Annotated in this window: 12 protein-coding genes and 1 pseudogene; 9 read left to right on the forward strand and 4 right to left on the reverse strand. The window is 71.9% G+C overall.

Going from position 1 to position 14,984, the window contains the following annotated elements:
* Positions 1 to 17: 17 nt before the first annotated feature.
* The 4 genes from ACZ5CW_RS21260 (at position 18) to ACZ5CW_RS21275 (ending at position 4,384) form a co-directional block, all read left to right on the forward strand.
* Complete coding sequence (locus ACZ5CW_RS21260) at positions 18 to 833, forward strand: Tat pathway signal sequence domain protein (protein ID WP_468603559.1); 816 nt, start codon at positions 18 to 20, stop codon at positions 831 to 833.
* 54 nt (positions 834 to 887) lie between these two features.
* On the forward strand, positions 888 to 2,207 hold the full coding sequence (locus tag ACZ5CW_RS21265; protein WP_468603561.1) for a copper amine oxidase: 1,320 nt from the start codon (positions 888 to 890) through the stop codon (positions 2,205 to 2,207).
* A 116-nt stretch (positions 2,208 to 2,323) separates the two neighbouring features.
* The gene (locus ACZ5CW_RS21270) at positions 2,324 to 3,562 is read left to right on the forward strand and encodes an SAV2148 family HEPN domain-containing protein (RefSeq protein WP_468603563.1); all 1,239 of its coding nucleotides are present in this window, start codon (positions 2,324 to 2,326) and stop codon (positions 3,560 to 3,562) included.
* A gap of 102 nt (positions 3,563 to 3,664) precedes the next feature.
* On the forward strand, positions 3,665 to 4,384 hold the full coding sequence (locus tag ACZ5CW_RS21275) for an exonuclease domain-containing protein (RefSeq protein WP_468603565.1): 720 nt from the start codon (positions 3,665 to 3,667) through the stop codon (positions 4,382 to 4,384).
* A gap of 16 nt (positions 4,385 to 4,400) precedes the next feature.
* Here the strand turns inward: ACZ5CW_RS21275 and ACZ5CW_RS21280 are convergent, their stop codons facing one another.
* Positions 4,401 to 5,264 carry a phosphotransferase enzyme family protein gene (locus ACZ5CW_RS21280; RefSeq protein ID WP_468603567.1) on the reverse strand — a complete coding sequence of 288 codons (864 nt, stop codon included), beginning with the start codon at positions 5,262 to 5,264 and terminating at the stop codon, positions 4,401 to 4,403.
* A 154-nt stretch (positions 5,265 to 5,418) separates the two neighbouring features.
* Between ACZ5CW_RS21280 and ACZ5CW_RS21285 the strand changes: the two genes are divergently transcribed.
* The 4 genes and pseudogenes from ACZ5CW_RS21285 to mgt all read left to right on the forward strand — a co-directional run bounded on the left by ACZ5CW_RS21285 (position 5,419) and on the right by mgt (position 9,792).
* A complete protein-coding gene (locus ACZ5CW_RS21285; RefSeq protein WP_468603794.1) occupies positions 5,419 to 6,342 on the forward strand; it encodes a carbohydrate ABC transporter permease in 924 nt (307 codons plus the stop codon).
* The gene (locus tag ACZ5CW_RS21290) at positions 6,339 to 7,172 is read left to right on the forward strand and encodes a carbohydrate ABC transporter permease (RefSeq protein WP_468603569.1); all 834 of its coding nucleotides are present in this window, start codon (positions 6,339 to 6,341) and stop codon (positions 7,170 to 7,172) included. Before ACZ5CW_RS21285 ends, ACZ5CW_RS21290 begins: the two co-directional genes overlap by 4 nt.
* Entirely contained in the window at positions 7,172 to 8,452 is a 1,281-nt protein-coding gene (locus tag ACZ5CW_RS21295) for an ABC transporter substrate-binding protein (RefSeq protein WP_468603571.1), read from the forward strand. Before ACZ5CW_RS21290 ends, ACZ5CW_RS21295 begins: the two co-directional genes overlap by 1 nt.
* Positions 8,453 to 8,579: 127 nt before the next feature.
* Positions 8,580 to 9,792, forward strand: a pseudogene (gene mgt, locus ACZ5CW_RS21300) (macrolide-inactivating glycosyltransferase).
* A gap of 4 nt (positions 9,793 to 9,796) precedes the next feature.
* Here the strand turns inward: mgt and ACZ5CW_RS21305 are convergent.
* Positions 9,797 to 10,768: a hypothetical protein gene (locus ACZ5CW_RS21305; RefSeq protein WP_468603573.1), complete on the reverse strand. Its 972-nt coding sequence runs from the start codon at positions 10,766 to 10,768 to the stop codon at positions 9,797 to 9,799.
* Between the two features lie 109 nt (positions 10,769 to 10,877).
* The gene (locus ACZ5CW_RS21310) at positions 10,878 to 13,118 is read right to left on the reverse strand and encodes an MMPL family transporter (protein ID WP_468603575.1); all 2,241 of its coding nucleotides are present in this window, start codon (positions 13,116 to 13,118) and stop codon (positions 10,878 to 10,880) included.
* A gap of 421 nt (positions 13,119 to 13,539) precedes the next feature.
* Between ACZ5CW_RS21310 and ACZ5CW_RS21315 the strand changes: the two genes are divergently transcribed.
* Entirely contained in the window at positions 13,540 to 14,091 is a 552-nt protein-coding gene (locus ACZ5CW_RS21315; RefSeq protein WP_468603577.1) for a DUF1697 domain-containing protein, read from the forward strand.
* Here ACZ5CW_RS21315 and ACZ5CW_RS21320 read toward each other — a convergent pair.
* Positions 14,057 to 14,929, reverse strand: coding sequence for a transglutaminase domain-containing protein (locus ACZ5CW_RS21320; protein WP_468603579.1), 873 nt, complete (start codon positions 14,927 to 14,929; stop codon positions 14,057 to 14,059). The genes ACZ5CW_RS21315 and ACZ5CW_RS21320 overlap by 35 nt on opposite strands.
* Positions 14,930 to 14,984: the final 55 nt, after the last annotated feature.

Below are 14,984 nucleotides of genomic sequence, written 5' to 3' on the forward strand. Positions count from 1 at the left end.
GGGAGTAGGGGGAAGACGTGCGCGAGACAGTGCACCGCCATCTGGGAAAAGTGATGGCCGGCGCGGCCGTCGCGGCGGTGGGGACCGCCGCGATGGTCGCGGTCACCCTGCCGGGCACGGCGGGGGCGGACGAGTCGGGAGGGACGAGAGGCGGGGGGACGCGGGCCGTTCAGCAGGCCGGTCAGGGCCAGGACGCCGCCCCGCCGGGTGTCGTCGAGCAGGCGCCCGCCGAAGGGCGGAAGGGCACCGGCCGGGACCCGCTGACCGACGACGAGATCCGGCGCGTCGAGAAGCTCGCCCTGAACCCGCAGCTGCTGAGCACGGGTGAGGACGTCGACGGGGACCGCGGGCCACAGCGCCTGAGCGTCGACCTCGCCGAACCCGAGGCCGACGAGGCGGACGATCCGGGCGCGCCCCGGCGGGCGGACGTGACCTTCTACGACTACCGGAACGACACGCTCGTCACCAGGACCGTGAACCTGGACACGGACAAGGTCGAGGCCACCGGCAGCCAGCGGGGCGTCCAGCCGCCGCTGAGCCGTGCCGAGAACGCCGAGGCGGCCAGGATCCTCCTCGCCGACCCGCTGGGGGCGGGCCTGAAGGCGGACTACAAGGACGCCGTCGGCAAGGAGCTGACCTCCCCGGACCAGCTGCTGCTGAGCGGCGGCGTCTACCGGGCCGCTCCGGGCGCCCAGCCCGCCGTGCTCGACCGGTGCGGCACGCACCGCTGCGTGCGGCTGTTCACCAAGGTCAGGAACGGGCCGTGGATCGACACCAGGTCTCTGGTGATCGACCTGAGCGCCCGCAAGGTCGCGGCCCTCGACCGCGCCTGACCGGGCTCCGCCCGCCCTTCATACCCGTACCTCCTGCAAGGGAGCCACCCAGTCATGCCCGAGTACGCAATCAGCCGTGCCCGCAAGGGAGCGGCCGTCGCACTGGCCCTGGCCGCGCTGGCCGCCGGCGCGACGACCGCCGCGGGGCCGGCCGCCGCCCAGCCGCGCAGGGCCGCCGCGGCCGCCGCCGACTGCAGCGCCGCCCACCGGATCGAGCAGAAGCTCTCCAGCGGCACCACCTGGCGCATGTGCTGGCGCTACGACAGCAAGGCCGGACTCGTCCTGGAGCAGATCTCCTACCAGCCCAAGGGCGAGTCCAAGCCGATCAAGGTCCTCAACAGCGCCAGACTCGGCCAGATCCACGTCCCCTACGACGACGGGAAACACGAGTACGACGATCTGACGGGCGAGAACTTCGCACAGGGGCTGATGAACCTGGCGCCCGGCGAATGCCCCGGCGGCACCATCAAGACGGTCAAGGTCCCCGACGCCATCGACCCGGCGCACCCGAACGTCAAGGGCCTGTGCACCACCACCCGCTCGCGCGGTCACGCCTACCGCATGCAGGACACCTTCAACACGAACAAGCTCTACCAGGCCCAGGGCAAGGACTTCCTCGTCTACACCGTCAACCAGGTCGGCTGGTACGAGTACATCACCGAGTGGCGCTTCCAGGACGACGGCACCGTCGGCATGAACGTCGGCGCGACCGGCAGTCTCTCCTGGGACGACTACAACGCCCACGACGGACGCGGCTGGCCCATCGGCAAGGGGGCCAAGGACTACTCCACCAGCCACAGCCACAACGTCTTCTGGCGGCTGGACTTCGGCCTCGACGGCTCCTCGAAGTCGAAGGTCGAGCAGTACGACTCGGCCGTCAGCCCGCCCGCCGGCCGGCAGGAGGGCCCGACCACCAGAACCACCCGCACCAAGATCACCAAGGAACTCGCCGGCGACCACAAGACCTACCGCTGGTGGCGGGTGGTCAGCGCGACCGGCAAGAACAAGGACGGGCACGCCCGTTCGTACGAGATCGTCCCCGGGCCCACCACCCGGTACCCCGGCCGCAGCTTCACCAAGCACGACATGTACGTCACCGAGTACAACAAGTGCGAGCTGTTCGCCAGCAACAATCCGAAGTGCGCGCGTGACCACCCCAAGTCCGTCGACAAGTGGGTCGACGGCCAGACCCTCACCCACCCGGTGGTCTGGATGAACGTCGGCTTCCACCACATCGCGCGGGACGAGGACCAGCAGCCCATGCCCGTGCACTGGCAGGGCTTCGCCATCGCCCCGCGGGACGTCACGGCTATGAATCCGCTCACTCCGAGTGACCTTGCGTGGCAGAACGGCCATTGGGAATGGCGTAGTTGAGAAAACCGGTGGAGAAACCGACCTGTCCATCCGGCTGCACCGCCGACCGCTCGCGGAGTACCCTTCCTTGATCGTTGAGACGGGGAAGGCCCGGGGTGGCGGAAGGCGGTGCACGGGTGGGCTCGGGAGGGCTGGAGCTGCCCCCTGGTGACGAGGGTCACGAGGGGAACTCCACAGACGTCCCGCCCGGCGCGGTGTCCCTGGCCCGACCGATGGACGCCGGGTCCATCGGTCCGGAGCTGGACTGGGACGCCGACGCCTGGCGCGAGGTGCGCACCCGCGCCCAGCGGGCCGGCCGGGCCTACATCTGGCTGAACCTCGTCGAGCAGCGACTGCGCGCGGTCGTGGCCGCCGTGCTGCGCCCCATCTACGAACCCGTCCACGGCGACGAGTGGGTGGTGGCCGCGGCCGGGCCCGCCGGGCAGGAGTGGGTGCAGCGGGCGGTCGCCGTCCGCGAAGTCAGCCGCCGCAAGGGCTACTTGCTCGACCCGGCCGACGACAACGTGCTCAGCTTCCTCACGCTGCCCCAGCTGCGCGAGCTGATGGTGCAGCACTGGCCCTGCTTCGAGCCGTACTTCGACGAGCGCCGGGACCTCGAACTCGCGCTGGACGAGCTGGAGGTGACCCGCAACGTCGTCTCCCGCAACCGGGCCCTGTCCGAGGCGGTGCTGAGCCAGGCCGAGCGGGCCTCGGCCCGGCTGCTGGAGACGCTCGGCGCGGGCGGTGACGTGCCCTCGGCGCGCCGGCTGCCCGTGGACGCGGTCGAGGACCTGGTCGGCGACCGGTACGCCGACGTCGTCGCCGTCCACCCCGACCGGGTGCGGCTCATGCGCCAGTTCCCGGCCGAGGACATCTTCGGCAGCGCCCGACGGCTCGACGCCACCGGCATCGGGCTCAACCTGCTGGTGCAGAACTTCTCCGGGCGCCGACTGGTGCGGCTGGCCGAGGACGGCTGCCGGGTGCGGCTGCTCTTCCTCAACCCGGCCTCCAGCTCGGTCAAGCGCCGCGAGCGGGAACTCGGGATGAAACGGGGCGAACTGAGCCGGTCCGTCGAGATGAACATCCTGCACATGCGCCGGGTGCGGTCCCGGCTGCGCGACCCGGGCGCCTTCGAGATCCAGGTGTACGACGAGACGCCCCGCTTCACCGCCTATCTCGTGGACGGCGACGGCGCCGACGGCATCGCCGTGGTGCAGTCCTATCTGCGCGGGGCGCGGGGGATGGAGTCGCCGGTGCTGGTGCTGCGCAACGGCAGCAGGCTGGTCAAGTCGGACGACATGGTAGAAGCCGGACTCTTCCCGATATATCGCGAGGAATTCGAGCTGGCCTGGGCGGATTCGCGCCCGGTGTCCTGAACTGTCCGTGAGAGCAAGCGGAACGCGGTCCTCGGACTGTCAGTGCCGCGTGCGATGGTGGAGGTCACTGGGGGAAAGCACCACCAAGAAGGGGGGCCGCCCATGGGCTGGCACCGGGAGCTGCTGATCGGCTTCGACCTGGAGACGACCGGGACCGATCCGCGCCAGGCGCGCATCGTCACGGGTGCGGTGATCGAGGTCAGGGCCGGCGAGCCCGTGGGACACCGGGAATGGCTGGCCGATCCGGGCGTGGAGATCCCGGCCGACGCGGTCGCGGTCCACGGCATCACCAATGAACGCGCGGCGGCCGAGGGCCGTCCCGCCGACCAGGTCGCCGAAGCCATCGCGGACGTCCTGGCCGGCTACTGGAGGACGGGTGTCCCGGTCGTCGCCTACAACGCGGCCTTCGACCTCACCCTGCTCTCCGCGGAACTGCGGCGGCACGCCCTGCCGTCCCTCTCCGACCGGCTGGGCGGCGCCCCCGCCCCGGTCATAGACCCCTACACCATCGACCGCCGGGTCGACCGCTACCGCCGCGGCAAGCGGAACCTGGAAGCGGTCTGCGCCGAGTACGGCATAGTCCTCGACGCGGCCCACAACGCCTCGGCGGACGCCCTCGCCGCGGCCCGCCTGGCCTCGGCGATAGCCGACCGCCACCCGAAGGTCGCCTCCCTGGGCGCCGCGGAACTCCACCACCGCCAGATCCAGTGGTATGCGGAGTGGGCGGCGGACTTCCAGGGCTTCCTGCGCCGCAAGGGGGACGCTCAGGCGGTGGTGGACGGGGCCTGGCCGCTGCGGGAGTTGGCGGACGAGCGGGTCTGAGCAGGCCGGTACGGGCTCAGAACGGATACCACCGCACCGTCTCGTCCCCGTCCCGCAGTGAAGCCACCCGTCGCCGGAACTCGGCCAGTGCCTTGGGGTTCGACGGCGCGTGCTGGGCCACCCACGCACAGCTGGCCGTCTCCCGGGCGCCCCGCAGCACCGCACAGCCCTCCCACTCCCGCACATCCCACCCGTACGCCGCGGTGAAGGAGTCGTACGCCTCGGCCGGCAGCCCGTACCGGTCGCGGGAGAGGGCCATGACCACCAGGTCGTGCTCGCGCAGATCGGCGGAGAAGGTCTCCAGGTCGACCAGGACCGGGCCGTCCGGCCCGATGTGCACGTTGCGGGGCAGCGCGTCGCCGTGGATCGGCCCCGGCGCCAGACGCGGCGTCAGGGCCGCCGCGGCCGCCGCGAAGCCGTCCCGGCGCTCCCGGAGGTAGGCCGCGTCCGCCGGGTCGATCGCGTCGCCCGCGAGCCGCAGCCAGCGCTCCACGCCGCCCAGCAGCTCGCGCGGCGGCAACCCGAAGGGAGCGGCGGGCAGGGCGTGCACGATCCGCAGCAACCGCGCCAGGTCCGCCGGTTCGGCCGGTCGTACCGGATCGGGCAGCCGGTGCCACACGGTCACCGGGTGCCCCTCCACCAGCCGCGGCTTCGGTTCCGCCGCCCGCACCGCCGGCACGCCCGCCTCGGCCAGCCAGCCGGCGATGTCCAGCTCGCGCCGGGCCCGCTCCAGCAGCTCGGCGTCACGGCCCACCTTCACCACCAGGTCACCGGCGGCGAACACCGCGTTCTCGCCGAGGGCGAGGAGCCGAGCGTCCCCGGCCGGCCCCGGCAGCACTCCCGCCGCGGCCAGTACGTCCCGCGCCCGTGCCTCGTCCATCGTCGTGCCTCCGTGCCGTCCTGCCGTGCCGTTCCCGGTCAGTCTCGCATTCCCACAGGTCGGCCGGTGTGCGCGGCACCTTGACGAGGCACGAGGCCTTTACGACCATGAACACGCCAACCGGAGAGGCAAAGGGGCTGATTCCGTGACAGCAGTGGCCGAAGCACGGACACCACCGGAAACGGCGCGGCGGCCCGCCGGCCGTCGTGGCACCGACCACGGCGCCTGGTTCCTGGTCCTGCCCGCCCTCATTCCGATCCTCGTGCTCAGCGTCGGCCCCCTGCTCTACGGCATCCTGCTCGCCTTCACCGACGCCCAGTCCGGCCGGACGGCCGCCACCCGGTGGATCGGCGCCCTCAACTTCCGGGACCTGCTGCACGACACGCTGTTCTGGGAGTCGTTCCGGATCGGACTCGTCTGGGCGGTCGGCGTCACCGTGCCGCAGTTCCTGCTGGCACTGGGCCTCGCCCTCCTGCTCGACCAGGACCTGCGCCTGCGCTGGCTGGCCCGCGCCCTCGCGATCGTCCCGTGGGCCATGCCCGAGGTCGTCGTCGGCATCATGTGGCGCCTCGTCTACAACCCGGACGCGGGCGTGCTCAACGAGACCCTGCGCGACCTCGGTCTCGGGGACGGCCGGGACTGGCTGAGCGGACTGGCCACCGCGCTGCCCGCCGTCATCGTCGTCGGCGTCTGGGCGGGCATGCCGCAGACCACGGTCGCCCTGCTCGCCGGGTTGCAGAACACCCCCCGCGAACTGCACGAGGCGGCAGCCGTGGACGGCGCCGGCCCCTGGCGCCGGTTCCGCACCGTCACCTGGCCCGCACTCAGACCGGTGGCCCTCGCCATCACCGCCCTCAATCTGATCTGGAACTTCAACTCCTTCGCCCTGGTGTACGTGCTCACGAGCGGCGGGCCCGGCGGGAAGACCCGGCTGCCCATGCTGTTCGCCTACGAAGAGGCCTTCCGCTACGGCCAGTTCGGCTACGCGGCGGCGATGGGGTGTGTGATGGTCGCGGTGATCTCGATCCTGCTCGCGGTGTTCCTGGCCGGGCGGCTGCGGGGAGGTGAGGACGCGTGAGGGCCCGCCCCGCGGCACGCACGGGCCAGTACGCGGCCCTGCTCGCCTACCTCGCCTTCCTGGCCTTCCCGTTCCTGTGGCTGCTGTCCACCGCGCTCAAGTCCCCGCGTGAGCTGGGCAGCCTCCATCCCACCTGGATCCCGCGCCACCCCACCCTGGCCAACGTCCGGCAGGCCTTCGCCGAGCAGCCGCTGGCGCACGCCGCCCTCAACTCCCTGCTGGTGGCGCTCGGCACCGCCGTGATCGCCGTCCTCGTCGCGACCCCGATGGCGTACGTCATGGCCCGCCGGCGCACCCGGCTCGCCCGGGCCGCCACGGGGTGGGTGGTGGTCAGCCAGGCGTTCCCCTTCGTGCTGGTGATCATCCCGCTGTTCCTGGTGCTGAAGAACCTCCGGCTGATCGACACCCTGACCGGGCTGGTGCTGGTCTACGTGGTGTGGGCCCTGCCGTTCGCGCTGTGGATGCTCGCCGGCCACGTCCGGGCGGTGCCCGCCGAACTGGAGGAGGCCGCGGCCGTCGACGGGGCCGGGCGCCTGCGGATCCTGGTGTCGGTGACGGCGCCGCTGCTCGCGCCGGGGATCGCGGCGACGGCGCTGTTCGCGTTCGTCACGGCGTGGAACGAGTTCTTCTTCGCGCTGGTGCTGCTCAAGAGCCCCGGGAAACAGACCCTTCCGGTCGTCCTCACCCACTTCATCGGCGCGGAGGGCGTGGCCGACCTCGGCCCGCTCGCCGCGGCCGCCTTCCTGGCCACCCTGCCCTCCGTGGCCGTCTTCGCGCTCGTCCAGCGACGGATCACGAGCGGCCTGCTCGCCGGGGCGGTGAAGAGCTGATGCGGACCAGAGCCGCCACCGCACTCGTCGCACTCCTGCTCCTCCTCGCGGGCTGTTCCTCGGGAGGTCGCGCGGACGACGGCCCGATCACCCTGCGCTTCCAGTCCCTCGCCTGGCAGCAGGAGTCCGTCGCCGCCAACAAGGACCTGGTGGAGGAGTGGAACGCGACCCACCCGGACATCAAGGTCGAATACTTCCAGGGCAGTTGGGACAGCGTGCACGACCAGCTGCTCACCTCCTTCGAGGGCGGCGAGGCCCCGGACGTCATCCACGACGCCTCCGACGATCTGGCCGACTTCGCCTACGGCGGCTACCTCGCCGACCTGACCGGCCTGCTGCCCGCCCGGCTCACCTCCGACATCCCGCGGAGCAGCTGGGACACGGTCACCTTCGGGCACGGCGTCTACGGCGTGCCCTTCCTCCAGGAACCCCGGGTGCTGATCGCCGACGCCACCCGGCTGCGCGCGGCGAAGGTGCGCATACCGACGCCCGAACGCCCCTGGAGCTGGACGGAGTTCCGGCAGGTCGCCAAGAGGCTCAGCGGGCCCGGGAAGTACGGCGTGGCCTGGCCGCTCAAGGAACCCGTCTCCGCCACGCTCAACCTGTCCCTGTCGGCGGGCGGCCGGCTCTTCCACCGGGGCGCGGACGGCAAGGTCTCCGTGCGCTTCACCGCCGGGGACGCGGTGGTGCCCCGCACCATCCACGACCAGGTCACCCTCGACCACAGCGCGCCCGCATCGACGCTCGGCAGCGGCGGTTCGGACACGCTGCCGGGCTTCTTCGGCGGCCGGTACGCGATGGTCCCGCTGGGCTTCTCCTACCGCCAGCAGATCGTGCAGCAGGCCCCCGAGGGCTTCCGCTGGGAGGTGCTGCCCGCCCCGGCGGGTGCCGACGGGCTCACCCAGGGCGTCAGCCCGCAGACCCTGTCCGTCTCCGCCGACTGCCCGCACAAGAAGGAGGCGGCCGCCTTCATCGACTTCCTGCTGCGGCCGAAGAACATGGTCCGCCTCGCGCTCGGCGACTGGATGCTGCCCACCGGCACCCAGGCGCTGAAGGACCCGGCCCTGCACACCACGGAGAACGGCTGGGCCACCGGCACCGCCCTGGCGGCCCGGCTCCGCCCCGCGCCCGCGCAGTCCGTCCGCGGCTACCCGGAATGGAAGGACAAGGTGGCCACCCCGGCCTACCAGTCGTACTACAGCGGCGCGATCGGCCTCGACGAACTGCGCGGCCGCCTGCAGCGGGACGGCAACCTCGTGCTGGCCCGCTACCAGCGCTGAGCGGTCCCGGACCGACCGTGGACACGTCGCCCGGCACGGAGGGCGGCCGGAAGACAGCACGGAAGGCGGCCCGGAAAATCAATTAGACGAGACGTATCGTCTTGTCTACCCTCGTCCTCATGCCCGAATCCACGACCGCACCCGCCCACATCGCCATGTTCTCCATCGCCGCCCACGGCCATGTGAACCCCAGCCTGGAGGTGATCCGTGAACTCGTCGCCCGGGGACACCGGGTCACCTACGCCATCCCGCCCGCGTTCGCCGACAAGGTGGCCGCCACCGGCGCCCGGCCGGTGCCCTACACCTCCACGCTGCCCGGTCCCGACGCCGACCCCGAGGCCTGGGGGAGCACCCTGCTGGACAACGTGGAGCCGTTCCTGGACGACGCGATCCAGGCGCTCCCGCAGTTGATCGAGGCCTATGCCGGTGACGAGCCCGACCTCGTCCTGCACGACATCGCCTCCTACCCGGCCCGCGTCCTCGCCCACCGCTGGGGCGTCCCGGCGATCTCCCTGTCCCCGAACCTCGTCGCCTGGGAGGGCTACGAGGAGGAGGTCGCCGAGCCGATGTGGGCCGAGCCGAGGAAGACCGCACGCGGGCAGGCCTACTACGCCAAGTTCGAGTCCTGGCTGGCGGAGAACGGGATCACCCAGCACCCGGACCCGTTCGCCGGCCGCCCGGCGCGCTCGCTGGTGCTCATCCCCAAGGCTCTCCAGCCGCACGCCGACCGGGTCGACGAGCGCGTCCACACCTTCGTCGGCGCCTGCCAGGGCGACCGGACCGAGGAGGGCGAGTGGCAGCGGCCCGCCGGTGCCGAGAAGGTCGTCCTGGTGTCCCTCGGCTCGGCCTTCACCAAGCAGCCCGCCTTCTACCGTGCGTGCGCGCGCGCCTTCGGGGACCTGCCCGGCTGGCACCTGGTCCTCCAGGTCGGCCGGCACATGGACCCCGCCGAGCTGGGGGACCTGCCGGCCGGCGTGGAAGTGCACGGCTGGGTCCCCCAGCTGGCGATCCTGCGGCAGGCCGACCTGTTCGTCACGCACGCGGGCGCCGGCGGCAGCCAGGAAGGGCTGGCCACCGCCACGCCGATGATCGCCGTACCGCAGGCCGTCGACCAGTTCGGCAACGCCGACATGCTCCAGGCGCTCGGCGTCGCCCGGCAGCTGTCCACCGAGGAGGCCACCGCCGAGCGCCTCCGCGAGGCCGCCCTCGCGCTGGTGGACGACCCCGAGGTCGCCCGGCGCCTGAAGGAGATCCAGGCGGAGACGGCCCGGGAGGGCGGTACCCGGCGGGCGGCGGACCTCATCGAGGCCGAACTGCCCGCGGACCGCCGGGGGCAGTGAGCGGTCAGAGGTACGCCGTCGTGGCGAGCCGTGCCTTGTAGATGACCGCGCCCTCCCGGGCTCTGGCCACACCGCTCACGTTGAAGTGCACGTACTTGGTCCCGAAGGCGTTGCCGCCCGGTACCGCGGCGGTCCACATCTGCTCGCCGGAGGAGTGGCGCACGTACGACTTCACCAGCTTGCGGGAGTGCAGCGTGGTCCGCTTCATGGTTGACTTGTCGACCGCGTACACGCCGTTGGTGTCGGTGACCAGCAGCCGGCCGGGGCGCTGGAAGTCCGGCTGCAGATCATGCGGGTGGTGGAAGCCGGTGAGCCGGCGTCCGCCGTCCTCCACCAGCTTGGCCGAGTTCGCCGTCGTCACGATCCGGTACGCCGTCAGCACCGAGCCGCCGGCCGCCCACATCCGCTCCAGCTGCGGGTCCCACAGCAGCCCGTGCGCCTGGAAGAACGGGACCGGCGCGCCCGCCCGGACCAGCGAGCCGCTGTGGCCGCCGGTGGGCCGGAACACATGCAGGCTGCCGCCCTTGGCCGTGCCGCCGCCGGAACCCTTGCTGCGGCCCGCGACGACGACCACGCCGGTGCCGCGGGCCCGCTCGATGGCGTGCGGGTAGTTGGGGACGTCCGCGGACCACAGCAGTTTCTTGTCGCGGCGCCGGTAGATGCTCGCGGTCCCGCTGCTCGGGGTACCGGTGACCGCGAGCAGGACCTGCCCGTCACCGTCGGTGTCGCGGAAGCGGTGCTCCATCGGGTGGCCCGAACCCGCCGGGTTCAGCTGCCACTTGATGTGGGCGTCGGTGAAGGGCTTGTTGCGGTCGAAGAGATAGATCTTCCCGGAGCCGACGTCCCCGATGAGCACGTCGAACGGCGCGGGCGCCGCCGCGCGCCCCGGTGCCGCGCTCGCCTGCGCGGGTGCCGCGGTCAGCAGCCCGGCCGCCGGCACGGCCAGCGCGCCCCTCAGCAGATTCCGCCTGTCCATGTGGTCCTCCCCCGTGACGACTGACGTACCCGGTTCGCATGGTCAGAGGACGGAACAGGGCCCGCCGGTTCCCGGGAGAACCGACGGGCCCTGGTGCGGACGGGCGGAATCAGACCGTCAGCCGCTCACCCTCCTCGGGCACGGGCCGCGCGATCGCCTCGGGCGCCTCGTCATGGGTGAGGTCCGGCAGCCGGTGAAGCCACCTGGGCAGGTACCAGTTGCGCTCGCCGAGCAGCGCCATCACCGCCGGCAGCAGCACCCCGCGGATGATCGTGGCGTCGATGAGGACGGCCGCCGCCAGGCCCACGCCCATCTGCTTCATGGACTGCATGGACAGCGTGCCGAAGATCGCGAACACCGCGACCATGATGACCGCGGCGCTGGTGACGACGCCGGCCGTGGTGACCACGCCGTGCCGGATCGCGTCCTTGGTGTCGCGGCCGCGCAGCCGGGCCTCGCGGATCCGGGAGACCACGAACACGTGGTAGTCCATGGACAGCCCGAACAGGATCACGAAGAGGAACAGCGGCAGCCAGGTCACGATCGCGCCGACACCCTCCGCGCCCACCAGCGAGGCACCCCAGCCGTGCTGGAAGACGGCGACGAGGATGCCGTAGGCGGCCGCCACCGACAGCAGGTTGAGCACGATCGACGTGATCGCGATGGTCAGCGAGCGGAACGACAGCAGCATCAGGAGGAAGGCGAAGACGACCACGAACGCGAAGACCGGGACGACCGAGCCCATCAGCTGGTCGTTGAAGTCGTGGTTGCCCGCGACCTGTCCCGTGACCGGCGCCTGCACGCCGTCGACCTTGCCCAGCGTGGCGGGCCGCACCTCGTCGCGCAGCTTCTCAAGGCTCTCCGTGGCCTTGTCCATGTCGCTGCCGCCGACCAGCGGCACGGAGACCAGCGCCACGTTCTGCGCGTCGTGCAGCTTGATGTCGACCGGTCCGCGCGAGGCGCCCGAGGCGATGGCCTCCTTCTTGAAGTCGGCCAGTGCCTGGCGTACGTCGGGGGCGTTGATGTCCTTGGCCCTGACGACGACCTGGGCCGGTTCGCTGCCGCCCGGGAAGGCGTCGTTGACGCGGTCGTACGTCTGCACCATCGGCAGCGAGTCACCGAACTCCTGGTCCAGGGTGAGCTGCTGGGTCTTCATGCCGAGCGCGGGAGCGGCGACCGCCAGCAGCGCGCCGGCCGCGACGACGACCGAGACCAGCGGCTTGGCCAGCACACCCCGCAGAACGGCCGTCCAGAACCGGCTCTCGTCGCCGCCGTGCTGCCGGCGCCGGCGCCGCAGGAACGGGATCCGGCCCTTCTCGACCCGCTCGCCGAGCAGCGACAGCAGCGCGGGCAGCACCGTCACCGAGCCGACCATCGCGACCGCGACCACCATCAGTGAGGCCAGGCCCATCGCCTCGAACTCGGCGAGCCCGGTGAACAGCATGCCCGCCATCGCCACGCACACGGTGACGCCGGAGACGACGATCGCCCGGCCACTGGTGGCGGCGGCGATCCTGAGCGCGGTTCCCGCGTCCCGCCCGGCCGCCCGCTCCTCGCGCTCGCGGCGGAGGTAGAACAGGCAGTAGTCGACGCCGACGGCCATACCGACCAGCAGCATCACGGAGTTGGCGGTGTCGCTCATCGGCTGCAGATGGCTGACGAGCCCCATCAGGCCCATCGTCGCCATGATCGCGGTGATCGCGAGGGCCACCGGCAGCAGCGCGGCCACCAGCGCTCCGAAGGCGATCAGCAGGATGCCGAGGGCGACCGGCACGGCCGAGTACTCCGCCTTCTGGAAGTCGTCCCCGAAGGCGTCCTTGTACTGCTTCTGCATACTGGCGGCGCCGATCTCCTCGATCCGCAGGCCGCCGTGCTCCTTCTGCACCCCGGCGACGGCGTTCAGCACCGGCTCGATCCGGTCGGCGGCCGTCTCCGCGTCGCCGCGCAGGTCGAACTGCACCAGCGCGCTGCGGCCGTCCCGGGAGATGGTGTGCGTGTCGTACGGCGAGGTCACGTCGGTGACCTTCCCGGTGCCGTCGACGGCCTCGACGACAGCGGCGACGGCGGCCCGGAACTCGCCGCTCGTGGCCTTGACGGCGCCGCCCTTCGACTGGATCAGGACGGTCTCCGCGGCCGGCTCCTTGATCCCCGCGTCCTCGATGATCCGTGCCGCGGTGTGGGTCTCGCCCTTGAGCTGGTCGCTCTCGTCCACATCGACCCGGCCCGCCGCCGAGCCCAGTCCCATCGCCAGGACTACGAACAGCACCCATATGCCGACGGCCGCCCAGCGGTGCCGGGCGCTCCAGCCGCCGGCGCGGGCGGCCAGCCCCCGCACCTGTGTGTTCCCCATGACGGGTATGCCCCCTCGTGTGCGGTGACGGCCCCCTGCCGCCACGTCTGTGCTTGCTCCGCTTCGACGGTATGGGCCGCATAAGAGAGTCTCGTCGTGCTGCCCGGTGAAGTACGGCGGGCCCGGGTCACCGCTGGGGAGGACAGCGGCCCCTTACATCTATCGGTGGTTCTCCGGGACGGGCCTCAGGGATGCCGGTGGCCGAACCGCGACGCACGGGGTCGCGCCCCGAGGCCCGTGTCCGTTCCGCCGACAGAGATCCACTTTGTGATTACGAAACTTTGTTGAACAAGTCACAGCTGCGTGTAGGAGTTGATCCGCACCCCGCTGATCGGCGAGAGTTTCGCGCAACCCGGCGCACGCCGGGACCGGCCGTCGTGCCCACCCCCACGGGGCACGACGGCCGACCTATGGTGGCCGGATGACGACTTATGCGGCGCTGCTGCGCGGAATCAACGTCGGCGGCGGCAAGAAGCTCCCCATGGCCGAACTGCGTACGCTCGTCGGCGGCCTGGGTCACACCGGCGTCCGCACCCATCTGCAGAGCGGCCAGGCGGTCTTCACCACGGACCGGGATGACGCGGAGTCCCTGGCGGCGGAGCTGGCGCGGGCGATCGAGGAGCGCTTCGGTTTCCCGGTCGACGTGCTCGTGCGCGACCACGCCTATCTGAAGGCGGTCGCCGAGGCCTGCCCCTTCCCGGCCGCCGACCTGGAGCCCCGGCAGCTGCACGTCACCTACTTCTCCGCACCCGTCACCCCGGACCGGTTCGCCGCCGTCGACCCGGCCGCCCACCTCCCCGAGGAGTTCCGGCTCGGCGACCGCTGCCTGTACCTGTACACCCCGGACGGCCTCGGCCGCTCCAAGCTCGCCGAGGCGCTGGCCCGCCCCCGCGTCACCAGGGGGCTGACCGCCACGTCCCGGAACTGGAACACCGTGCTCAAGCTGGTGGAGCTGACCGCTCCGGGAGCGTGACGGTCCGCGGACCGAAGCCTGCCGTGTGCGAGAGGATCTCGCGGGGCGGGGCCAGGCGGGGGTGGGCGGCCAGCCGCCGGACGTCCGCCGTGGACCGGGCGGCGGCCACCTCGTCGAGCAGCGCGAGGTCCTCCGCGGAGAGCGACTCGTGCTCCCCGGGCCCGACCAGGGGCGCCCAGCCGTCCCAGGGCAGCGTCTCGACGCCGCCGCGGCAGGCCAGATCGAGCACCAGGCTGCCCCGCACGAACCACGCGCCCCTCAGCTTCTCGTCCCACGAGAGCCCGAAGGACAGGGGATCGGCCGTGCCCGCGCGTACCGCCCGCCAGGCCTCGCCCGCCACGAGGAACCGGTCCGGCGGCACGTCCAGCGGATCGAAGTCCAGCTCGTACGAAGGGTCCAGGACCTGGGGATCGGCACGCCGCCAACTCCCGTCCGGCAGGCGGTACTCGGTGATCCAGTGGTCCTCGTGGAAGCCCTCGGCGAAGTAGCGGGCGGAGCCGCGGACCCGGGCCGGCGTGCCGGTCGCGCGGAGAAAGGACACGTGCAGCAGCGCGAAATCCCGGCACGTCCCCACGAACCGTTCGTCGTAGGGCCGTGGTTCGGTGAGCGGTCTGCCGGAGCGCTCGCGCAGGATCCCGAGGATCCGGGAGACGTAGCGCGATTCGGGGTCGTGGCGGACCCGCTCCCCGGGCACCTCGTGGCCCAGCCGTGCCCCCTCCCCCCGATGGAAGGCCAACCCCCTGACGACGTGCGCGAGTTGCGCCGGGTCGCCGGGCAGGCCGCCGGCGTCCAGGTCGCCCGGATCGCTGTACGGCGTCTGCGTCGCGTAGAAGTCCATGCGCCCGACCGTCCGCCTTGCCCCAGGGGCAGGGTCAACCCGCGAGCGCCGGAAA

This window comes from Streptomyces sp. NPDC031379, from assembly GCF_055569615.1.